Genomic DNA, 21,863 nt, shown 5'->3' on the forward strand with positions numbered 1-21,863 from the left:
GCATCAGTCGCGCGGCTTCTCGCGCATCTCGAAGCACTCGACGGTGTCTCCGAGCTTGATGTCGTTGTAGCCGACGCCGATACCGCACTCGAAGCCCTCGCGGACCTCGGTGGCGTCGTCCTTGAAGCGGCGCAGCGACGACACCGTGAGGTTGTCGGCGACCACGACGCCGTCGCGGACGAGGCGCGCCTTGGCGTTGCGCTGGATGACGCCCGAGGTGACCATCGAACCACCGATGTTCCCGATCCGCGGAACCTTGAAGATCTCGCGGATCTCGGCGGTGCCGAGCTGGTGCTCCTCGAACTCCGGCTTGAGCATGCCCTTGAGGGCCGCCTCGACTTCCTCGATCGCCTGGTAGATGACCGAGTAGTACCGGATGTCCACGCCCTCGCGGTCGGCCAGCTCCTGCGCGTTCCGCTCGGGACGCACGTTGAAGCCGATGATGACCGCGCCGTCCGAGGCGAGCGACAGGTTGACGTCGTCCTGGGTGATGGCGCCGACGCCGCGGCGGATGACCCGGAGGGACACCTCGTCGCCGACGTCGATCTTGAGGAGCGAGTCCTCCAGGGCCTCCACCGAACCGGACACGTCGCCCTTGAGGATGAGCAGCAGCTCTTCCCGCTCGCCACGCTCCAGGTCCTTGAACAGTTCCTCGAGGGAGCTGCTCTTGCGGGAGCGCAGGAGCTCGGCGTTGCGCTTGCGCGCGGTGCGCTTGTCGGCGATCTGCCGGGCGACCCGCTCGTCCTCGACGACCAGGAAGTTGTCACCCGCGCCGGGCACGGCGTTGAGGCCGAGCACCAGCACCGGACGGGACGGCAGCGCCTCTTCGACGTTGTTGCCGTTCTCGTCCAGCATCGCCCGGACGCGGCCGTGGGCCACACCACAGACGATCGAGTCGCCGACCCGCAGCGTGCCGCGCTGGACCAGCACCGTCGCCACCGAACCGCGGCCCTTGTCCAGGTGGGCCTCGATGGCCGTTCCCTGGGCGGGCATGTCCGGGTTGGCGGTGAGCTCCAGCTCGGCGTCCGCCGTCAGCACGACCGCCTCGAGCAGACCCTCGATGTTCGTGCCCTGCTTGGCGGACACGTCCACGAACTGGGTCTGGCCACCGAACTCCTCGGCCACCAGGCCGTACTCGGTGAGCTGCGCCCGGACCTTGGTCGGGTCCGCGCCCTCGACGTCGATCTTGTTGACCGCGACCACGATCGGGACCCCCGCCGCGGTGGCGTGGTCGATCGCCTCGGTGGTCTGCGGCTTGACGCCGTCGTCCGCGGCGACCACCAGCACCACCAGGTCGGTGGTGTCGGCGCCACGGGCACGCATGGCGGTGAACGCCTCGTGACCCGGGGTGTCGATGAAGGTGATCTTGCGCTCCTGGCCGTCGACCTGGGTCTGGACCTGGTAGGCACCGATGTGCTGGGTGATGCCGCCGGCCTCGCCCGCCTGGACGTCGGCGTGCCGGATGGCGTCCAGCAGCTTGGTCTTACCGTGGTCGACGTGACCCATGACGGTCACGACCGGCGGACGCGGCTGCAGGTTCTCCTCGCCGCCCTCGTCCTCGCCGAACTCGATGTCGAACGACTCCAGCAGCGCGCGGTCCTCGTCCTCGGGGGACACGACCTGCACGTCGAAGTCGAGCTCGACACCGAGAAGCTGCAGGTCGTCGGGGTCGACGGACTGCGTGGCGGTCACCATCTTGCCGAGGTGCATCATGATCTGCACCAGCGACGCCGGGTTCGCGCCGATCTTCTCGGCGAAGTCGGTCAGCGAGGCGCCCTGCGGCAGCCGGATGGTCTTGCCGTGGCCGCGCGGGGCCAGCACGCCACCGGTCGTCGGGGCCTGCATGGCCTCGAACTCCTGGCGACGCGCCCGCTTCGACTTGCGACCGCGGGCCGGGCGTCCGCCCGGACGGCCGAACGCGCCCTGCGTGCCGCCGCGACCGCGACCGCCGCCACCCGGACGGGGGCCGAAGCCGCCGCCACCGGGACGACCCGGAGCGCCACCGCCGCCACCGCCGCCGGCGCGGGGGCCGAAGCCACCGCCGCCGCCCGGACGACCGCCGCCACCGGGACGACCGCCACCGCCGCCGGGACGGCCACCGCCGCCACCGGGACGACCGCCGCCACCGCCGGGTCCGCCGCGACCGGGAGCACCGGCCGGACGGGAGGAGGGCATGTTCATCGGGCTCGGACGCGGACCACCGGCCGGACGCGGGGGCATCCCCGTCGGGCTGGGCCGCGGACCGCCGGCGCCGGGAGCGCCGCCCGGACGGGCGCCGCCGCCGGGACGCGGGCCACCGGGACGGTCACCGCCGCGCGGGCGGTCGCCGTCCGGACGCGGGCCGGGACGCGGACCGGGCTTGGGCGCCTGGCCCATGCCGGAGTTGGTCGAGCTGAACGGGTTGTTGCCCGGACGCGGAGCGCCGGGACGGCCACCGCCGCCGGCACGCGGACCCGGACGCGGACCCGGCTTCGGACCGGCGCCGCCCTGCGGACGCGCACCCGGACGCGCGCCACCGCGCTCGCCACGGTCACCGCGCTCGGGACGCTCGCCGCGCTCAGGACGCTGCTCGCCGCGCTCGGGACGCTGCTCGCCACGGACCTGCTCGGGACGCTGCTCACCGCGGACCTGGTCGCCGCCGCTCGCCGCGGGGGCGGCGGGCCTCGGCGCGGGCGCGGGAGCGGGGGTGCCGCCACCGGGCATGCCCGGAGCGGGCGGAACCGGACCCGGACGCGGACCCGGCTTGGGTGCGCCGCCGCCCTGCTGGGCGCCCGTCGGGCGCGGAGCAGGAGCCGGACGCGGGCCGGGACGCGGTCCCGGCGCGGGACGGGCCTCACCCGTCGGGGCAGGTGCGCCCGCGCCGTTGCCCGAGGGGCCCGGCTTGGGCGGAGTCGGCCGGGGAGCCTGCTTCTTCCCGGCCTTGGGGCCGGACTTGCCGGACCCCTGGTTGAAAGCTTCTGTGAGCCTGCGGACGACCGGCGCCTCGATCGTGGAGGACGCCGAACGTACGAACTCGCCCATCTCCTGGAGCTTGGCCATGACGACCTTGCTCTCAACACCGAACTCCTTGGCGAGTTCGTAAACCCGGACCTTCGCCACTGCACTCCCTACTCGGTCCGGGGGTGCGGCCTCCGGACCGTCGTTACCTTGCCGTACTCATCGCGGCGTGCTCATCGAGCGCTCATAGCAATCTCGACCTGCTTCCGACTAGACGTCGCCAACCGTTCGGCCATCCTGCTGCTGCGCGGCGTGAGCCGCAAGTGCGGATTCCAGCCCGCTGTGATCGAGCGGCCCCTGGACGCGAAAGGCCCGGGGGAACGCCCGACGCTTGACGGCGAGCTGGAGGCACTTCGGATCGGGGTGCAGGTGAGCGCCCCGGCCCGGAAGCCGCCCCTGCGGATCGAGGACGATGACATCGTCCCGGACCACCAGGCGCAACAGGTCGGATTTGGCCGTGCGTGCCCGGCAGCCCACGCACGTTCGTACGGGGACCGCACGGTCACCACCCATCAGTCTACCGTGCCGAGGCGTCGGCCGGACCTGCGGCCGGGGCCGCGGACGAAGAAGATCCGGTTTCGCCGGTCTCGTCGCCCCGCCGAGGGGTCTCCTCGGGGCGGTTCCGGGGCCCGCCGGCCGCACCGGCGTCACCGCCCTCGGGGCGTCCCGAGGGCTGCCCCGCCTGGCTCGCGGCCCCGCCCGCCGACTCGGTGTCGGAGCGGATGTCGATCTTCCAGCCGGTCAGCCGCGCGGCGAGCCGGGCGTTCTGCCCCTCCTTGCCGATGGCCAGGGAGAGCTGGTAGTCCGGCACCACGACGCGGGCGGTGCGGGCGGCCTCGTCCACCACGGTCACACTGTTGACGCGGGCGGGCGAGAGGGCGTTGCCCACGAACTCGGCCGGGTCGTCCGACCAGTCCACGATGTCGATCTTCTCGCCGTGCAGCTCGGCCATCACGTTGCGGACCCGGCTGCCCAGCGGGCCGATGCAGGCGCCCTTGGCGTTCACGCCGGGCTTGCGCGAGCGCACCGCGATCTTGGTGCGGTGGCCGGCCTCGCGGGCGATCGCGGCGATCTCGACGGTGCCGTCGGCGATCTCCGGGACCTCCAGCGCGAACAGCTTCTTCACCAGGTTCGGGTGGGTGCGCGACAGCTGCACCGACGGGCCGCGGTGGCCCTTGCGGACCTGCACCACGTAGGCGCGCAGCCGCTCGCCGTGCTCGTACCGCTCGCCCGGGACCTGCTCCTGCGGCTGCAGGATCGCCTCGAGCTTGCCGAGGTCGACCAGCACGTTCCGCGGGTCCTTGCCCTGCTGGATGATCCCGGAGACGATGTCGCCCTCGCGCTCGGCGAACTCGCCGAGGGTCAGCTCGTCCTCGGCGTCGCGCAGCTTCTGCAGGATGACCTGCTTGGCCGTCGTCGCCGCGATACGTGAGAAGTCGTCCGGGGTGTCGTCGTATTCCCGGACGGTCGCGCCCTCGTCGTCGGTCTCGGTCGCCCACACGGTGACGTGCCCGGTCGCGCGGTCGAGCTGCACGCGCGCGCGGGTGGCCGCGCCCTCACCACGGTGGTAGGCGATCAGAAGCGCGTCTTCGATGGCCTTGACGGCGACGTCCAGCGAGATGTCCTTCTCGCTCTCCAGCAGCCGCAGGGCGTTCATGTCGATGTCCACGAGGCTCCCCCCTCTATTCCGGCTCGGCCGGAGAACGTGTTTCCTCGGCCTCGCCCGCGAGGTCGTCCACGGGCTCCCCGTCGCCGTGCTCGTCCGCATCGGCGTCGATCTCGGCGTCCATGTCGATGTCCAGGTCGGCGTCCGCGTCGTCCGCGTCGCCGCCGGAACCCTTGCCCGGGGCGGGGTCCGCGTCGGAGCGGAACTCGACCTGGACGCGGCCGGGGCCGAGGTCGGCGAGCGCGAACTCGCGCCGCACCGGCTTGACCGGACGGCCCTTGGCGCCCTTCTTCCCCTTGGCGGGGACGACGTCGATGACGACGGCGTCGTCGTCCGCGGAGACCACGCGGCCCTCGATCCGGCCGTTCTCGTCACCCTCCAGCGGCACCTCGACCAGCCGCCCGGCCGCGCGCCGCCAGTGCCGGGCCTCGGTGAGCGGGCGGTCGACGCCCGGCGAGGTGACCTCCAGCACGTACGGGGCGGTGCCCATCACGTCGGAGGCGTCCATCAGCTCCGAGGCCGCCTGGCTGAGGTCGGCGACGTCGTCGAGGCTGACCCCGCCGTCGCCGTCCACGACGATCTTCACGAGCCGGCGGCGTCCGGCGGGACGCACCTCGACCGCCTCCAGGTCGAACCCGGCGTCCGCCACCGCGGGCGTGAGCAGCCGGGTCAGCTCGGCGGCCGTCTCGTCGCGGGGCCGTCTGGCCCCGGCCTGCGCGGACTGCGCCCCGGTCGGGGCGGCCGCGTCGGCACGGCCCCGGTGAGCGCTGCCGCCACGGGACTCGACGCTCATGGGACCTCCTCCTGTTGTGCGGTTTCCACCGTGTGTCCGGTGACCCCTCAAGACTATCGACAGCCGGACACCTCAGCGGCCTTTCGGACAGCTCACCGGCGTGCCGCCGGGCCGCCGCGTCCGCCGGGATGTGGGATGCTTGGGCACTCCGTCCACCATCGTGATCCGCTGAGGAGACGCGCGTGCCCGAGGCCGGGGCCGGGAAGGGCCTGTCCACGCGTCCGGCGGGATGGCCGGCGGCATCGGCCGCAGGCCCGCCCGCGGCACCCCCTGGGGGATCGAAACCCGCCTCGCCCACGGCGATCCAGGCTGTCTGGCCCGCGCCGCTGTCGCGCCGGTCGCTGCTGGGAGGATCGGCCGTCCTGGCCCTGCCCGCACTGCCGTTGCTCGGCGGCTGCAAGGCGGTCGAGCCCGCGAAGGCCGACACGTCCGCGCTGCCCGTCCTGGTGGCGGCGATCACCGCCGAACAGGACCTGGTGGCCCGGTACGAGGCGGCGCGTTCGGCGCACGCCGACCTGGCCTGGCTGCTCGATCCGGTCCTCGCCCACCATCGCTCGCATCTGGACGTGCTGCGCCGCCACTACGTCCCGGGGTCGGGACGGCGGGCGGGCGAGGGCGGCAGAATCCCCGCGTCCGCGCAGGTCACAGCACCTGAAGGCGGTCCGGGCGCGGTGCTGGCGGACCTGCGGCGGGCCGAGACGGGGGCGGCGGCGCGGCTGACGGCGGCCGTCGCGAAGGCGGACGCCGGGCTGGCGCAGGTGCTGGCGAGCATCGGCGCGTGTGAGGCCGGGCACGCCGAGGCGCTGGGGAGGGCGACGTGAGCGAGGTGACGTCGGTCTCGGCGCTCCAGGAGGCGCTGAAGGCCGAGCACGCCGCCGTGTACGGGTACGGGGTGCTCGGGGCCAGGCTGCGCGGGGCCGCGCAGGGCACCGCCCGCACGATCTGGGACGACCACCGGGCGCAGCGCGACGACCTGATCTCGCGGCTGGCGGCCCGGGGCGTCCGGGCCGTGGCCGCCTCCCCCGTCTACAGGCTGCCGGTCCGTCCGGTGTCGGGGCGGACGGCCGCGCAGCTCGCGGCGGCGCTGGAGCGGGCCGTCGTGACGGCGTACGCGGGGCTCGCGGGGGCACCGGATCCGGCGCTGCGGACGATCGCGGCGCGGGAGATGCAGCAGGCCATGGCGCGTTCGGTGCGCTGGCAGGCGATGTCGGGGGCAGGGCGGGTGACCGGGCCGTCCAGCGCGTTCCCGGGGCTGCCGTCCGCGTCGCTGGGTCCCGCTCCGGAGCCGGGAGGCTCCCGCGACTGATCGTCTGGACCGTCCTACTCTGGGAACTGCGGGGCTCTAGTCCTCGTTAGTCCGTTTCGCAGGGGTCCTGGGGCCATCGGGGGAAGGAATCCAGACCATCATGTCCGTGATGCATGAGAAGTCCGTGTCCGCGGGGTCGCCGGGGGCGGCGTCCTCGTCCGCGACGTCCTCGCTCGACGAGCTGAAGGCGGCCTACCAGGCGCAGCTGGCGCACCTGGCGGCCGAGCGCGACGAGGCCAGGCGCCAGGCGCGCCGGGCCAAGGCCGAGGCGGACGTGGCGCGCGCGAACCTGGCCAGCCTCCAGGCGCGCGTCGACCGGCTGCTCGGGTCCGTCCGGGATCAGCTCGGCCTCCCGCTCGCGACCGACGCCGACCTGGCCCAGAAGGGCACGGGCAAGGCGGCGGACGCGTCGGCGGAGGCGGACGCGGAGCCCTCGGCCAAGGCCGAGAAGCCGAAGAGAGCCGGTCAGGCCGACTGAGTCGCGTGAGTGACAAGGACGGGGCTTCGGGGTCGGGGCCCCGTCCTTCTCATGATCGGCGGACCGCGGTCAGGCGGACCAGCGGTCGATGTGCGGGAGCAGGTCGGCCAGGCCGCCGTGCAGGACGGCGTCGGGCTCGGTCTCCCAGGTCGGGACGGTGCTGTTCGGCATGAGGGCCGCGCGCATCCCGGCCGACTTGGCCCCGTGGACGTCGTCGAACGGACGGTCGCCGACGAAGACGCAGGCGGACGGGTCGTCCACGTCGACGGCGGCCATCGCGGCGCGGAACGCCTCGGCGTGCGGCTTGGTCCACGGGATCTCGCTGGAGTAGACCGCGCCGTCGAGGAGGCCGAGCACGTCGTCGCGGGCGAAGATCCGCTCGTGCCAGTCGCGCGTCCACATGGTGTTGGACAGGACGCCGACCTTCACGCCGCGCGCCCGCAGCTCGCGCAGCAGGCCGGGGGCGGCGGGGTCGATGAGGGTGTGCGGCGACCACAGCTCGTAGACGGCGGTGAGCAGCGCCTCGCCGGGCTCGACGCCCGCGAGCGCGAACACCTCGTCCAGGGTGGCGCTGCGATGCTCGTCCCTGCCGCGCCGCCACAGCTCGTCCTCGGCGGCGTGCAGGCGGGCGGCCGCGTCCGCGACCAGGTCGGGGTCCAGGCCGGTGGCGCAGACGTCCCGCCACATGCGGGCGATGTCGATGTCGTGCCAGGGGGTCAGCGTGCCGCCCCAGTCGAAGATCACGGCCTTGACGCTCATGCCCGGAATCGTAGCCACGGACGGGGACGTCCGGCGCGGGCCTCGGGCACGGGCCGGGGGCGTCCCGTCCGGCGGGACGCCCCCGGAAGTGGGTGGATCAGCGGTCGCCCGCGGGCTGCAGGCTCTTGCGGTAGACCCAGTAGACCATCCGCTTCCCGGCGTGCTCGGTGACGCCCCAGACGCGGTCGCCGCCCGAGTAGGGGTCGAAGGCGAAGGACTCGCCGCCGATCACCCCGGTGAGCGTGTACGGGTTGCGTCCGGCGCGGTCACTGATGATCCTGCCGGGCCTGGTCGCCCCGCCGCCGCTGACCGAGTAGTAGATCGTCGTGCCCTGCCCGGCCCTGTAGAAGGCCGCGACGCCCTGGATGTTCGGCGTGACCGTCCCGTAGACGGCCTTGGACGTGACGACGCCGCCGCTCGCGGCCAGCGTGCCGTTCGAGGCGAGCGGCCAGCGGACCATGCGGGCGGGACGGGTCGAGCTGAGCCCGCCGGACAGCTTGTACTCGGCGGTGACCAGGCTCGGCGTCGGGAAGGTCGGGTCGTAGGTGACGGTGCTGAAGCAGAGCTGCTTGTTCAGCGCCTGCGGCTTGACGGTCCAGGCCGGGCAGCTGCCGTAGGCGGTCCGGTCGAACTGGTAGCGGCCGACCTCGAACAGGACGTAGTGCTCGCCGTGGGCGTGGAACTTCCCGTCCGAGCCGACGCCCAGGCCGCTGCCCGGCGTCACCTTGTAGGTGCGGCGCAAGTCGTAGACCCGCAGGCCGGCGGCGGTGTCGGCGAGGTAGGCGTAGTTCCCGACGATCGACACGCCGCCGGCGTGCTGCGGGGCCTCGGCGACGCCCTGGGCGCTCATGCCGCCTCCCGCGCCGCCGAGCCCGACGCTCACGTCCCTGGCCACGACCTTGCCGGACGCGTCGCGGGTCGGGACGGCCAGCTGGACGGAGTGGTAGCCGCCCGTCTTGTTCACCTCGGGACGCCTGCCGACCGACAGCCGCGCCATGTCGGTGACGGGGTTGGCCGCCTTCGGGTCCTTGACGTGGTACCAGCTGAGCGCGAGGCCGTCGAACTGGGTCGTCCGGCTGGTGGCGACGCCCTGCGGGATCCAGTTCGGGCTGCCCTCGTCGTTCTTGCCGGAGCGGAAGTCCGGGCACCAGGCGCCGACCTTGACCCTGGCGTCCAGCGCGGAGACGGCGGTCCTCGCGGCGCAGCCGCTCTTCCAGGTCAGGCGGCGCAGGTCGGTGGCGTCGGCGGCGACGTCCCGGAAGGACACGGCCTTCATCGCGGTGCGCTTGTCGGCGACCACGCGGTCGAGCGCGGTCATCGCCGCTGGATCTGTGGGTTTCCATCTCAGTTTGAACGAGACGCCGGACAGCGTGGTCGTCTGGCCCGGCGTCGTGGAGATCGCCGCGCGTGGGGCCGCCGCGACCGTGTTCTCGGACTCGTGCGCGGCGCCGATCCCCGTGGCGACCAGGCCGGTGGCGATCGCGCCGGAGGCGACGCCGAGCACGATCGAGACGCGCCTCGAGGGCAGGCGGAGGCTGGGCATGCTGGGGGGCATGGTGGGTCCTTCCGGGAGGTTGGCCCTATGACGGACCGAATATCGACAAAAGCGTAAAGACTCCGGCAATTACGTGCAGGCCGGACACTCCCGGGCGCACCCCACCGTGATGGGACTCACTTTGCGATTTCGTGACCAGTGACGGGGAACACTCTTACTGATCGCGAGGTTGCTCCAGCTGAGCGAGTTTGCGAGGTGGCCGTGACATGACAGCTTCCGTCGTGGCACCCGCCTCCCCCGAGGACGGCCCACCGCCCTCCAGCCCCGACCCCGCCGGTTCGGGCGCTGTGGAACTGACGGACGGGCCGGATCTGCCTCTCGGGCCGTCACGCGACACCCTGTCGCGGCGGGCACGGCGGATCGGCGCCCTGGTGCAGTGGGGACTCGTCCTCGCCGCGCTCGGCTCGCTGATCCTCTTCAGCGACGAGCTCCCGGACTTCGGCGCGATGTGGAGGGCGACGCTCGACGCCGACCGGCTGTGGCTGGTGGTCGTGGTGCTGGCCGAGGCGCTGTCGATGGGCGCGTTCGCCCGGCTCCAGCGGCGGCTGCTGCGGATCGGCGGGCACCGGATGCCGGTGCGCCGCGCGTTCGCGATCACCTACGCGGGCAACGCGCTGTCCACCACGCTCCCGGCCGGTCCGGCGGTGAGCGTCGTCTTCACCTTCCAGCAGTTCCGGCGGTCCGGCGCGTCCGCGCGGGTGGCCACGGCGGTGATCGTGGTCGGCGGCGTGATCACGACGGGCACGTACACGCTGATCGGGCTGCTGGCGCTGCTCACCGACCCGTTCGCGCGCGGGCCCGCGCTGACCGCGCTGTCCTATCCGGCCGCCGCCGCGGCGGTGGTCGCTCCCGCGCTGCTGTGGCGTCCGCTGCGGACGCGGCTGGCCGTCCCGTTCCGGTGGGCGCACCGCCGCCTGACCGCGCACCCGAAGATCGCGCCCTGGGTCGACAAGCTGCTGGACGCGGCGTTCCTGCTGCGTCCGAACGCGCGCGACGTGGGCGTCCTCGCGGTGTTCGCGGTCATGAACTGGGTCTGCGACATCCTCGCGCTGTTCGCGGCGGCCCGCGCGGTCGGCCTCGACCTCGACCCGACCGGTGTGACGCTCGCCTACTTCGCCGCGCAGGCGGCGGGCAGCCTGCTCCCGCTGCTGCCCGGCGGCATCGGCGCGATCGAGTCGAGCATGGCGGCCTCGCTGGTCGCGCTGGGCGCGGCCGTCGCCCCGGCGGCGGCTGCCGTGGGCCTCTACCGGCTCGTCTCCTATTGGGGCGTCGTGGGAGTGGGCTGGGTCGCCTGGCTGGCGCTCCAGGAGCGTGCCGGGGCTCGTGCGCGCGCGATCCTCGGCCGCGCCGGACGCGTCGCCGTGGAGGCGTGCGCGACCTTCACGACCCTCTCCCCGTACGCGCCCGTCCTGATCTCGCGCCCCGCCGAGCAACCCCGTAGCTGACGCGTCCTCCGCGTGACGCGCTTCCGGGCAGTGCCTTGACTAGCGTCCCAAGCGAGCGCTTGGTTATCTTGGTCTCTGACAGCACAGCGGAAGCTCGGAGGCTCCATGACGTCGCTACGGGTCAGCCTTGGCTACGAACTTGAGGTGCGCGGGCGCTCCCGCGAGGTGGAGCGGCAGGCGTTCCACAACGTCATGGAGCAGGTGGTGCTGGCCGACCAGCTCGGCTACGACACCGCCTGGTTCGTCGAGCACCACTTCACCCGGGGCTTCTCCCACTCGTCCGCGCCGGATCTGGTGCTGGCCGGGATCTCGCAGCGGACCGAGCGGATCCACCTCGGGCTCGGCGTGGTGCTGCTGCCGTTCCAGTCGCCCATCCGCACCGCCGAGCGGGTCGCCACGCTGGACGTGATCTCGAACGGACGCGTCGAGTTCGGCACCGGGCGCGGCGCGTCCCCGCTGGAGTACCAGGCGTTCCAGCGGCCGTTCGAGCAGTCGCGCAAGCTGTGGGAGGAGCATCTGGAGGCCGTCCTGGCGATCTGGGAGGCCGACGGGCGTCCGGTGAGCCGCAGCGGGGAGTTCTTCGAGGTCCCGGATGTGGGGGTTTATCCGCGTCCGGTGCAGGAGCCGCATCCGCCGGTCTGGGTCGCCTCCACTTCCGTGGACGGATATCTCGCCGCCGCCAAGCAGGGCTACAACCTGCTCGGCATGACGATGCTCAAGGGCCTGGACGATGTCGCCGAGGACATCGCCAAGTACAAGCAGTGCCTCGCCGACAACGGCTTCGACCCTGACTCGCGCCGGATCGCGCTGATGATCCCCTGGTACGTCGCGCCGACCCAGCAGGAGGCCGTGGACACCGCCGCCGACGCCGTCCTCTGGTACCTGCGGCGGCAGATCAACCTGGTCGCGCCGCCCGGCTACACCGACGCCCGGCACGCCACGCACCGCGTCCTCGGCCAGCAGGCCGTCGGGATGCCGCCGGACGAGGCGATGGCGGTGCTGCGCGAGCAGACCATGGTCGTCATCGACGACGTGGAGGGCTCGCGGAAGGCCGTCGAGGCGCTCGAGGCGGCCGGCGCCACCGACCTGATCCTGCAGGCGCAGGTCGGCGGGCTCGCGCACGAGCACGTCTGCAACTCGATGAAGCTCTTCATGCAGGAGGTCGCGCAGTGAGCCGCTGGCTGACCAGGCATGGGTTCCCGTCCGGGACGGGCGCGCGGGGGCCGCTGGCGGTCTCCTCCGAGGGCGACCTCGTCGTCCCGCTGCCGGACGACGCGGTCGAGATCGCCGCCGAGACGTTGCGCGCGGCGGGGGTCGGGCCGTCCGACCGGGTGGTGGTCGCGCTGAACGACGACGGCGAGCCGAGCGGATCGCTGATCGCGCGGGCCGCCGCGTCGGTCGCGCAGGCGACGGCGTCGGTGGGCGCGCGCGGGCGGATGCGGCTGCACTCGGCGCTGGAGGCCGTGGGGGCGACGACGCTCATCATCACGCCGACGGGCGCCATGGACCTGCTCGCGCGGCTGCACCTGGAGTTCCTGCTCGATCCGCTGGACCTGGAGCTGGAGCGCGTCCTGGTGGTGGGTGAGATCCCTTCGGCCAACGCGGCGGCACAGCTCGCCGCCGAGTTCGAGGCGGAGGTGCGGGAGCTTTATGCCGATCCGTTCCTTGGGGTTCCGGTCGCCTGGAAGCGGCCCTCTGATGCGGTGCTGACCGTGGTTCGGGATGGGCTGCTTGGGCTCGCGCCTGTTGAGAAGGATGTCCTTTTGGAGGCTCCCTTTGATGCGGGGGTCGCCGAGCTGGTCGTGTTCGCGGGGGATGAGGTGCGGCGGACCGGGCACGCGGTACGGCTGTCGGGTGGGGAGGACGGCGTGCCCGCGCCGACGCACACGCTCGGCGAACACGTGCTGGTCAGGGGGCGCTGGATCTCCGTCCCGAAGCTGGAGGCGGCGCTGGCGAAGATCGACGGCGTGGCGCACTGGGACCTGCGGATCGCCCGCGAGGGCACCCTCGACGCCGCCGCGCTGCACGTCTGGTTCAACCGCGACACGCTCGTGCGGAACCCGATGTGGAAGGGCCGCATCGCGCAGGCCCTGTACGCGCTGACCCCGGTGTCGATCGAGGTCGTGGTGGCGGACGAGGTCGTCGAGGCGCGGCGTCCGGGAACCGTCACCGACACCCGCGGCCACCACCTCGGCCGCGACCGCTCCGCGCTGGGGGTGTGATGAATCTTGAGCCGGTCCCCGCGTGGGGGACGATCCCGCGCATGCTCCGTTCGCAGGCCGCCGCGCATCCGGACGTCCTGGCCGTCGTCGCCGGGGACGTTCGTCTTTCCCTTGCCGCGTTGGCCTCGCGGGCGACGGAGGTGGCGCGTGCTCTGATCGCGCTGGGCGTCGGGCCGGGCGACCGGGTGGCGGTCTGGGGGCCGAACGATCCGGACTGGGTCGTCGCCGCTTATGGCATCTGGGACGTCGGCGCGATCATCGCCCCTGTCTCGACGCGCTTCAGGGGGCTGGAGGCGGCCGGGCTGCTGCGGAAGGTCGGCGCGTCCGTGCTGCTCGCGGCCGAGGGGTTCATGGGGACGTCCTACCTGGACATGATCGCCGATGCCGACCTGCCTGAGCTGCGGCATCGGGTCGTCCTGGGGGCGGGACCGGCTCCTTCTGGTGCGATGAGCTGGGAAGACTTCTTGGTTGGAGGGGAGAAGACGTCCACTGCGGAGGCCGAGGAGCGGGCGTCGGCCGTCGGCCTGGACGACATCGCCTCGATCATGGCGACGTCCGGGACGACCGGCGCGCCCAAGGGCGTCATGCTGCACCACTCGCAGCTGCTGCGCGGCTACTGGGACTGGGCGGAGATCGTCACCCTGCGCGAGGGCGACCGCTACCCGGTCATCGCGCCGTTCTCGCACGGCTTCGGCATCAACGCCGGGCTGCTCGCGTGCGTCCTGCGCCGCGCGACGATGATGCCGATCGCGTTGTTCGACCCGGCCGGGCTGCTCGACCTGATCGAGGAGAACCGGGTCAGCGTCCTGGCGGGCGCGCCGCCGATGTTCTTCAAGATCCTGGACGAGCTGGACGGCCGCGACGTGTCGTCCTTGCGGGTGCTGATCTGCGGCGCTGCCGCTGTCCCTCCTGAACTGATCCGCCGTCTGGTGGACCGCGTCGGGATCGAGCGCATGATCAACGCTTATGGGCTGATGGAGGGCACGGTCGTCTCGATGACCCGTCCGGAGGACCCGGTCGAGGTGGTCGCCGGTTCCACGGGCCGCGCGGTGCCGGGTGTCTCGGTGCGCGTGGTGGACGACGACGGCGGCGACCTCGCGCCTGGGGAGCCGGGCGAGATCCTGGTCGGCGGGTACGGCGTCATGCGCGGCTACTGGAACGACCCCGAACGCACGGCCGAGGCCGTGGACGCGGAGGGCTGGCTGCACACGGGCGACATCGGCGTCGTGGACGACGCGGGCAACGTCTCGATCGTGGACCGCAAGAAGGAGATGTTCATCGTCTCCGGCTTCAACGCCTACCCGGCCGAGATCGAGGGCCTGCTGCTGGCCTGCCCAGACGTTGCCCAGGTGGCGGTGATCGGCGTCCCGGACGACGGGCAGGGCGAGGTGGGCTGGGCCTACGTCGTCCCGCCGCCGGGGCGGGACGCCGACCCGGACACCCTCCCAGACGCCGTCATCGCCTGGGCGCGGGAGAATATGTCGAACTACAAGGTCCCGCGCCGCGTGATCCCGGTGGACTCCCTCCCTGTGAACGCCAACGGCAAGATCGACAAGCCTGCTCTGCATGAGCGCGCCGCCTCCGAGCGCGCGGGGGCGGGGTGAGTCCGGCTCAGCCTTGGGGACGGGGTCCGACGGTGGTGGGGCAGGTCTGCCGGTAGGGGACGTCCGGGACCAGGCGTTTCCATTCGACTGGGGTCAGGCCGCCTGCTGCGCGTTGGCAGACGGTGGTCTGGGCGCTTGCGAGGTCGATCCGTTGGCGTTGCAGTGGGGCCCGTTCGTTGGCGATGTACAGGGTGTTGCCGTCCGCGCTGAAGGCCAGCGCCATGGGGGTGTCGCCGGAGACCGGGAGCGGGGAGCCGACCGGACTGTGCGAGCGGGTGTCCCAGAGGCGCACGACGCCCGTCGCGGTGGCGACGGCGAGAATTCGGCCGTTCGGGGTGAAGGCCAGGCCCGTGACGCCACCGGGCTCGGGCTCGGCCCCGGCGAGCTCGCCCAGCCGCCGGTTGACGTCGCCGTTCCACAGGCCGACCCGCCCGGCCCGGTCGCCGACGGCGAGCTGCCCACCGTCCGGGCTGAAGACCATGGCCAGGGCTTCGCCCGGCCGGTCCGCCGCGGGTAGGACCCGCCCTGAGGGAAGTTCGTACGCGCGGGACTGGTCGGTGACGAGCAGGCTGCCGTCTGGGCGCAGGGCCATGGCGTTCGGCGTGCTTCCGTCTCCGCTTTCGGAGACGGGCATGGTCGCGACGGTGGCTTGACGGCGCGGATCCCAGAGCCGCAGGGCAACGGGCTCGTCTCCCTTGGGGGCCTCCGCGAAGAGCAGCGACCTGTCCCTCGGGCCGAAGGCGGCCCCTGCCGTGAACTTGTCACTCTGGCCGGTCACCGGCGTAGCGACTTGTCGGCGCATGTCCCAGATGACCAATCGGTTCTGCCCAGTTCTGGAATCGAGCCCGCTGCTGCCGAAGAGAAGTGAGTTCCCGGAGCTGTCAAAAGTGAGTATCGGTTGGCACTGTGGACCGGACCATGGTCCGGTGGAGTTGATCGGGCACGCGACCGGCGACGGCTTGCCAACGGTTCGTTCGGAGTCCGGCCGAATCAGGCTGATCTGGAGTGTGCGGTTGTCCGCGCCCGGGTGCATGCTGGCAAGCGCCGTTCCGTTGCGCGCGAAGGTGGTCGTTACGGCGGGGACGGCCTGCCATCGGGCGTCGGGATTCCGCAACTCGAGGGTGTAGACCGTCCGTTCCCTGTCCGGGGGACCACCGATGTACCGGATGCGACCGGCGCGGGGATCGACCCGGAGATCGGTGGCACGCTGACCTGTGAGCGCGTGCCTGAAAACGGGCCCGTCGAGCCGGTCAAGGCGCCACAGCAGGATCTCCGACCCGTCGGTCGCGACCAGTTGCGTGCCGTCTTGGCTGAAGGCCACCTCTTTCAGGGCGTTGTGTTTGACACCGATGGTCTGCCGTCCGGACGCGAGATCCCAGACGCGCACGCCGTCGTCGTCGACGAAGACGAGTCCCTTGCTGTCAGGGGTGAACAGGACGTGCTCCCTCAGGCACTCGTATTTTGCTCGCGGAGCCCAGGGCGTGGGCAGACGACGTCCGCTCCGGACATCCCAGACCCGGATCCGCTCGCCCGAGACGCACACCGCGAGGCGTTCACCGTCGGGACTGAGCGTCGCGTCCGGAAAGTTGGTCTCGGTCAGCTGGCCATCGCGTCTGTCGCGGAGGAACCGCCGGACGAGCGAATACCCCTTGTTGGCATCGCTGGACAGATCGGTGAGTTTGTCACGCTCGCGCGGAAAGGCGAGTTCGAGCAGCTTCCTGCTGTCGGACGCGTCCCACAGGCGAACCACGTTGGCTTTGTCGGTCCTGGAATACCCGATCACCCGGTCGCCACCCGGCCCCATCTCCGCACCCGCGTCGGCAGAGATCCTTGACGCCCCCCGGCCGGTGGCCAGGTCACGCGGAACGAACAGAACCCCAGTCCAGTCTCGGGCGAACACCGGGACGACCGGGGCGTCCGAGCGCAGGGTCCCCGCCTGTTCGGCGTCCTTCCCCAGGCCGGGCCATTGGGCGACGCGCCGACCGGTGTCGAGGTCCCAGCGGGTCGTCTGGTCGGCGCCGATGCTGGTCAGGGTTCGGCCGTCGGTACTGAGTCTGCGGATGACCGCGGGGCCGCTGGTGGGGTCGGTGAAGGCGGCCTGTTCGGGCTGCCAGGCGGCGGTCAGGACTGCTGAGCGGGTCTCGGGGAGGTCGGCGATGCGGGCGGCGGCCAGGGACAGGCGCATCGCCGTGGTGGGGTCGGAGGAGCGCAGGCTCTCGGCGACGTCGGCGGCGCGGCGGGCGGTGGCCTCGGTGCGCCGCCGGTCGCCGATCCGGTTCTGCTGCCAGGCGACCAGCGAGGCCAGCATGGCGACGGCCAGCAGTGCCGACAGGACGACGGTCCGCGTGCGACGGCGACGCCGGGTGCGCTCGCGCGCCGCGACGGACCGGTCCAGGAACGTCCGCTCGAGTGTGGTCAGGCCGTCGCGGTCGCCGGGGAAGCAGCGTTCGGCGAGGGCCAGGTTCGCGCCCCGGTAGAGCGCGCCGGAGTCGCGGCCGAGGGCCTCCCAGCCGTCGGCCGCCTCGGTCACCCGCTGCTGGACGCGGATCCGGTCCCGGTCCTGGTCAATCCACTCGCTCAGCCGGGGCCAGGCCGTCAGGAGCGCCTCGTGGGCCAGGTCGGCCGTGCCCTCGTCGATGGTGACCAGCCGGGCGGCGACGAGCCGTTCGAGTACGGCGGCGGCCTCGTCCCCCTCGCCCACGTCGAGTTCGGCGACGGCCGTGGGACGGCGCGTGTCCTGCGTCCCCAGGCCGGGGGCGACCAGCCGCAGCAGCAGGAGCCGGGCCACCTCCCGCTGCCGGACGGTCAGCTCCTCGTGGAGTTCCTCGGCGGTACGGGCGATCGAGCCCCGGATCCCGCCCGCCGCCTCGTAGGCGGCCTCGGTCAGCGTCCGGCCGCGCCGCCGCAGCCAGGTCTCCAGCAGGGCGTGGGACATCAGCGGCAGGCCGCCTGGCTCCCGCGCGACCTCGTCGACGATCCGGGCGGTCAGGGACCGTTCCACCACCAGTCCGACGACGGCGGCGGGCTTGACGACGGCTTCGCGCAGCTCGTCCGGTCCCATCGGTGTCACCAGCACCGTGCCGTCCTCGACGGCCTCGGCGAGGGCGAGGTGCTGGGCGCAGTGCCCGAGGAAGTCCGCGCGCACGGCGAGGACGGGGCGCGCGCCGTCGTCCTCATGGGCGAACTCCAGGAGGAGGTCGATGAAGCGCGCCTGCTCGTCCGGATCCTCGCGCAGGGTGAAGACCTCTTCGAACTGGTCCACGATGAGGACGCTGTGCGCGTCCTGCGGCTCGATGCGGGTGCACAGGTGTCCGCGTCCCGGCGTAACGATCCGCACGGCGGAGCCCGCGTCCTCCAGGACCGGCGCCAGCCCGGCCCGGAGCAGTGAGGACTTCCCGCTCCCGGACGGCCCGACCACGAGGCTGACGCTCCGGCTCGCGACCAGGGCGGCGAGGCGTTCCACGATCCGGTCGCGGCCGAAGAAGCGGTCGCGGTCGGCGGGCTCGAAGCGCGCCAGGCCCGGGTAGGGGCAGGTGAGGCCGTCGTCACGGGGCCGCCCCGCGACCTCCTCCGCGACCTCCTCCCAGCGCACCGCCCACAGGTCGGGGTCGCCGCCGCACGCGGTGGCGTAGGCCACGGCCACCTCGCGGGATGGGAGCCGCCGTCCCGCCGCCGCGTCGGCGAGTGTCGCGGTGGAGTAGTGGGCCTGGGCCGCCATCGCCCTGTAGGTGATCCCGCCCGCCTCGTCCCTCAGTTTGCGGAGTTCGAGGGCGAACCGTGCGACGGGTCCGTCCGTCGGATCCAGCGGTTTCTCGCGACGCCCCAAGACCCGTCCCCTCGTTCGCTTCCCCGGTTCGTGCCGCGCGGCCACACCCCGGCCACGCGCCCACAGCTTGATCAAGATAGGGCGAGGCGTCCATCCGGGAAAACGCCTACTTCTCCGTCACGAACGGGTCCACCCGGCTTTGTCTGGAGTGACGGAAGGGGCTGGTCAGACAATCCGGTGCCTGACAGAACTGGAGAAGCCGCAGCTCGGAGGGGAAGCCGAGCGGAGCGGCGACCACGTTCGCCAGCCACAGGCGGTTCACGAGTCGCCCGACGAAAGGAACACCGGACACCCATGAAGCAGATCCGCGTCACCCGTGGGGCTTCCGTCCTCGCCGCGCTGAGCCTCGGCCTGGCCTCGCTCGGCTCAGTGGCCACCGCGCCGGCCGCGTCCGCCTCGCCGTCGGACTGCGCCTCGTGGCCGCGTCCGGCCTCCCTGCCCAAGGGCACCGTCGTCAGGGAGCAGTGGCTCTCCGGGCCGGGCGGCAAGTCCGTCAAGCTGGTGGTCGGCAACATCAACGGCCGCCAGGCGGGCTGGGCGGTCATCGGCGGCGTCACCACCAAGCGGGACCTGTTCTGGTTCGACGTCTCGACCACCGGCGGCAACGGGAACATGCAGTGCGGGCCGTTCTACAGCAGCAACGCCAACGAGCCCTGGTGGACGCCCGCGCATTACGCCAGCTCCGACCCGAACCTCAGGTTCCGCGCCTGTGCCCTGGCCGCGGACACCAGCAAGGCCCTCTGCACCGACTGGTGGTAGGCGCCTGACGAGTGCGGCTCTTCTCCAGTGCGGATCCGCGGGGGCCGGACGAGCTGGAGGAGCCGCGCTCAGCGGTGGTCGCGGAGGGGACGCCAGTTGACGAGGGTCGCGTCGTGGTCGGTGAAGACGGCCTCGACGGCAAGACCGTCGTGGACCTCGGCCGGTTCGGCCAGGTTGCCGTACATGAGGAGGTCGTCGCCCTCGTCCAGGCGGACGGCGAGGATGGTGATCGGCTCGGTCATGGACGGGGCGAAGCGCTGGTGGTTGACGATCCAGGAGTAGACGTGGCCTCGGCCTGAGACGGGGGTCCAGGCCGAGGCGCGGGAGCGGCAGACGTTGCAGATCGCACGGGCCGGGAAGCGGAGTCGGCCGCAGTCGGCGCACTGCTGGACGGTCAGTTCGTGGCGGCGGACGGCGTCCCACCAGGGGCGGGAGTCGCGGTCGGGCTCGGGGCGGACGATCACTGGTCGCTCCGGAGGACGAGGGCCGAGGTTCCGGCGAGGACGTAGCCGGGTTGGGCGGTCGAGAGGGCGACCCGGGCGTTCGGGACCTGGCGGTCGCCCGCGTCTCCGCGGAGCTGGGAGACGGCTTCGGCGATGTGGTTGATGCCGTGGACGTAGCCCTCGGAGAGGAAGCCTCCGTGGGTGTTGACCGGCGGGCCCTCGCCGGATTCAACGTACGGGCCGCCTTCACCCTTGGGGCAGAAGCCGTAGTCCTCCAGTTGGACGAGCACCGAGTAGGTGAAGCAGTCGTAGAGCTCGGCGACGTCGATGTCGGACGGGGTGATGTCGGCCATCTCGTAGAGGCGGGGGGCCAGGCGGGCGGCTTCGGTGACCGTCCAGTCGGTGCCGGACGGGGTGGACCCCGCGCCGGAGAACATGCTGTCGCCGCCTCCCCAGGCCGCTCCGGAGATGAGGACGGGTTCGCGGCGGAGGTCTCGTGCGCGTGCGCGGGAGGTGACGACCACGGCGCAGGCTCCGTCGGTCTCCAGGCAGCAGTCGAGGAGGCGGAGGGGTTCGGCTATCCAGCGGGACGCGAGGTAGTCGTCCAGGGTGATCGGGGCGCGTTTCAGGGCGCGGGGGTTCTTCGCGGCGTTCTCGCGTTGGCGGACGGCGATCCGGCCCAGCTGTTCGTGGGTCGTTCCGTAGCGGCTCATGTGCGCGCGGGTGTACATCGCGAACTGCTGCGGTGGGGCGAAGTAGCCGTAGGGCGCCTGGTACTGGACGTCGAAGATGGGCGCCGGGGCTCGTCCCGTGCCGCCCATGCGGAACTCCGAGCGGGCGTTGATGGCGCGGTAGCAGACGACGGTCTCGGCCACGCCGGACGCGACGGCCATGGCGGCCTGGGCGATGACGGCGTGGGAGACGCTGCCGCCGCCGAACTGGTCGAGGTACCAGGTGACCTCGGGGACGCCGAGGGCCGGGGCGACGACCCACGGGGGCGTGCTGTCGCCGACGCGGTGGGTGGCGATGCCGTCCACGTCGTCCACGGTGAGGCCGGCGTCGGCGAGGGCGGCGGTGATCGCGTCCACGGCGAGGGTGAGCGTGGAGACGCCGGAGTCCTTGCTGAACGGGGTGTAGCCGACCCCGGCGATCGCGGTCCGGTCGCGGAATCCCGGCACGGGCGTCCTCCCTGGAGTGCAGGCAAGCAAGCGCTTGTGTGACTTTACCATCCGGTGCGCTTGATCTTTCTGCCCGGAGAGGTCCGGATACGGGAAGAAGGCCGGGAGGGGGCGCGCTTGACAGTATCGAGAAGGCCCGCCTATCGTCCAAGCAAGCGCTTGGCTAAGAGAAGGGAACGGTGTGATGGCCGAACACGCCACCGCGCTCCCCGGGACCGGGTCGGCCGAGCGACGCCACGGACCGGGAGCGGAACACCGTATGCACGGATCCCCGAACGGGCACTCGGCCAGCGGTTCGGCGCCGGGCGCCGGCGGGGCGGGCGCCGCCCGGCCGGGCGGCGCGGTCACCGACATCGACAGCGCCCGGTTCAGGTCCGTTCTCGGCCGGTTCGCGACCGGCGTCGTCGCGATCACCGGCATCGACGCGTCCGCCGGCCGTCCGACCGGCCTGGCCGCCAACTCCTTCACCTCGGTCTCGCTCGACCCGCCGCTCGTGGCGTTCTGCGTCGCGCACACCAGCACGACCTGGCCGCGGCTGCGGGACGCCGGGAGGCTGTGCATCAACATCCTCAGCGAGCCGCAGCTCGAGGTCTGCAAGCGGCTGGCGCTCAAGGGCGGCGACAAGTTCGCCGACATCACCTGGACCGGATCCCCCGGCGGCGGCCCGGTCATCGAGGGCGCGCTCGCCTGGATCGAGGTGTCGGTCGAGAACGAGCACGTCGCGGGCGACCACGTCATCGTCGTCGCGCGCGTCCACCACCTGGACAAGCACCACGAGGGCGAGCCGCTGCTGTTCTACAAGGGCGCGTACGGCAGCTTCGCCTGACGCGCG

At 72.5% G+C, this 21,863-nt stretch carries 17 protein-coding genes and 1 pseudogene; 9 read left to right on the forward strand and 9 right to left on the reverse strand.

The genetic code is table 11. From position 1 onward, the window contains the following. Positions 1-3: 3 nt before the first annotated feature. The 4 genes and pseudogenes from infB to rimP form a co-directional block, all read right to left on the reverse strand. The gene (gene infB / locus P696_RS0108520; RefSeq protein ID WP_026412014.1) at positions 4-3,099 is read right to left on the reverse strand and encodes a translation initiation factor IF-2; all 3,096 of its coding nucleotides are present in this window, start codon (positions 3,097-3,099) and stop codon (positions 4-6) included. Positions 3,100-3,207: 108 nt separating this feature from the next. Then, positions 3,208-3,510, reverse strand: coding sequence for a YlxR family protein (locus tag P696_RS44125; RefSeq protein WP_084336990.1), 303 nt, complete (start codon positions 3,508-3,510; stop codon positions 3,208-3,210). A 4-nt stretch (positions 3,511-3,514) separates the two neighbouring features. Continuing rightward, positions 3,515-4,654, reverse strand: coding sequence for a transcription termination factor NusA (nusA, locus tag P696_RS0108530; RefSeq protein ID WP_084337108.1), 1,140 nt, complete (start codon positions 4,652-4,654; stop codon positions 3,515-3,517). A gap of 202 nt (positions 4,655-4,856) precedes the next feature. Further along, positions 4,857-5,456, reverse strand: a pseudogene (gene rimP / locus P696_RS57945) (ribosome maturation factor RimP); the annotation flags it as partial. A gap of 182 nt (positions 5,457-5,638) precedes the next feature. Here rimP and P696_RS0108545 point away from each other — a divergent pair. From P696_RS0108545 to P696_RS0108555, 3 genes are all read left to right on the forward strand, one after another. Continuing rightward, entirely contained in the window at positions 5,639-6,277 is a 639-nt protein-coding gene (locus P696_RS0108545; protein ID WP_245627565.1) for a hypothetical protein, read from the forward strand. Beyond that, positions 6,274-6,762 (forward strand): ferritin-like domain-containing protein, encoded by a 489-nt coding sequence (locus P696_RS44135; RefSeq protein ID WP_034483479.1) that lies wholly within the window; start codon positions 6,274-6,276, stop codon positions 6,760-6,762. The genes P696_RS0108545 and P696_RS44135 overlap by 4 nt, the downstream gene beginning before the upstream one ends. Positions 6,763-6,871: 109 nt before the next feature. Continuing rightward, a complete protein-coding gene (locus tag P696_RS0108555; RefSeq protein WP_157429562.1) occupies positions 6,872-7,240 on the forward strand; it encodes a hypothetical protein in 369 nt (122 codons plus the stop codon). Positions 7,241-7,309: 69 nt separating this feature from the next. On the opposite strand, the gene P696_RS0108560 is transcribed toward P696_RS0108555, so the two are convergent. Beyond that, on the reverse strand, positions 7,310-7,999 hold the full coding sequence (locus P696_RS0108560) for an HAD family hydrolase (RefSeq protein ID WP_026412017.1): 690 nt from the start codon (positions 7,997-7,999) through the stop codon (positions 7,310-7,312). 97 nt (positions 8,000-8,096) lie between these two features. Next, positions 8,097-9,554, reverse strand: coding sequence for a hypothetical protein (locus P696_RS0108565; RefSeq protein ID WP_157429563.1), 1,458 nt, complete (start codon positions 9,552-9,554; stop codon positions 8,097-8,099). A gap of 206 nt (positions 9,555-9,760) precedes the next feature. On the opposite strand from P696_RS0108565, the gene P696_RS0108570 reads away from it, so the two are divergent. From P696_RS0108570 to P696_RS0108585, 4 genes are all read left to right on the forward strand, one after another. Then, positions 9,761-10,999 (forward strand): lysylphosphatidylglycerol synthase transmembrane domain-containing protein, encoded by a 1,239-nt coding sequence (locus P696_RS0108570; protein WP_084336994.1) that lies wholly within the window; start codon positions 9,761-9,763, stop codon positions 10,997-10,999. Between the two features lie 105 nt (positions 11,000-11,104). Continuing rightward, the gene (locus P696_RS0108575; protein ID WP_026412020.1) at positions 11,105-12,172 is read left to right on the forward strand and encodes an LLM class flavin-dependent oxidoreductase; all 1,068 of its coding nucleotides are present in this window, start codon (positions 11,105-11,107) and stop codon (positions 12,170-12,172) included. Then, positions 12,169-13,221, forward strand: a complete 1,053-nt coding sequence (locus tag P696_RS0108580) for a hypothetical protein (protein ID WP_026412021.1) — start codon at positions 12,169-12,171, stop codon at positions 13,219-13,221. The genes P696_RS0108575 and P696_RS0108580 overlap by 4 nt, the downstream gene beginning before the upstream one ends. 41 nt (positions 13,222-13,262) lie before the next feature. After that, positions 13,263-14,825, forward strand: a complete 1,563-nt coding sequence (locus P696_RS0108585) for an AMP-binding protein (protein ID WP_245627566.1) — start codon at positions 13,263-13,265, stop codon at positions 14,823-14,825. A 7-nt stretch (positions 14,826-14,832) separates the two neighbouring features. On the opposite strand, the gene P696_RS58695 is transcribed toward P696_RS0108585, so the two are convergent. Continuing rightward, positions 14,833-18,651: an nSTAND1 domain-containing NTPase gene (locus tag P696_RS58695; protein WP_034483483.1), complete on the reverse strand. Its 3,819-nt coding sequence runs from the start codon at positions 18,649-18,651 to the stop codon at positions 14,833-14,835. Between the two features lie 294 nt (positions 18,652-18,945). Between P696_RS58695 and P696_RS0108595 the strand changes: the two genes are divergently transcribed. Further along, a complete protein-coding gene (locus tag P696_RS0108595; protein ID WP_026412024.1) occupies positions 18,946-19,410 on the forward strand; it encodes a hypothetical protein in 465 nt (154 codons plus the stop codon). A 68-nt stretch (positions 19,411-19,478) separates the two neighbouring features. Here the strand turns inward: P696_RS0108595 and P696_RS0108600 are convergent, their stop codons facing one another. Then, positions 19,479-19,874 carry a Zn-ribbon domain-containing OB-fold protein gene (locus P696_RS0108600; RefSeq protein WP_026412025.1) on the reverse strand — a complete coding sequence of 132 codons (396 nt, stop codon included), beginning with the start codon at positions 19,872-19,874 and terminating at the stop codon, positions 19,479-19,481. Beyond that, positions 19,871-21,031 carry a thiolase C-terminal domain-containing protein gene (locus P696_RS55720; protein WP_026412026.1) on the reverse strand — a complete coding sequence of 387 codons (1,161 nt, stop codon included), beginning with the start codon at positions 21,029-21,031 and terminating at the stop codon, positions 19,871-19,873. The genes P696_RS0108600 and P696_RS55720 overlap by 4 nt, the downstream gene beginning before the upstream one ends. A gap of 259 nt (positions 21,032-21,290) precedes the next feature. Here P696_RS55720 and P696_RS0108610 point away from each other — a divergent pair, with 259 nt between their 5' ends. Beyond that, complete coding sequence (locus P696_RS0108610; RefSeq protein WP_026412027.1) at positions 21,291-21,857, forward strand: flavin reductase family protein; 567 nt, start codon at positions 21,291-21,293, stop codon at positions 21,855-21,857. Positions 21,858-21,863 lie beyond the last annotated feature (6 nt).

Origin of the sequence: Actinomadura oligospora ATCC 43269 (assembly GCF_000518265.1) — a bacterium.
GTDB classification, from domain to species: domain Bacteria; phylum Actinomycetota; class Actinomycetes; order Streptosporangiales; family Streptosporangiaceae; genus Spirillospora; species Spirillospora oligospora.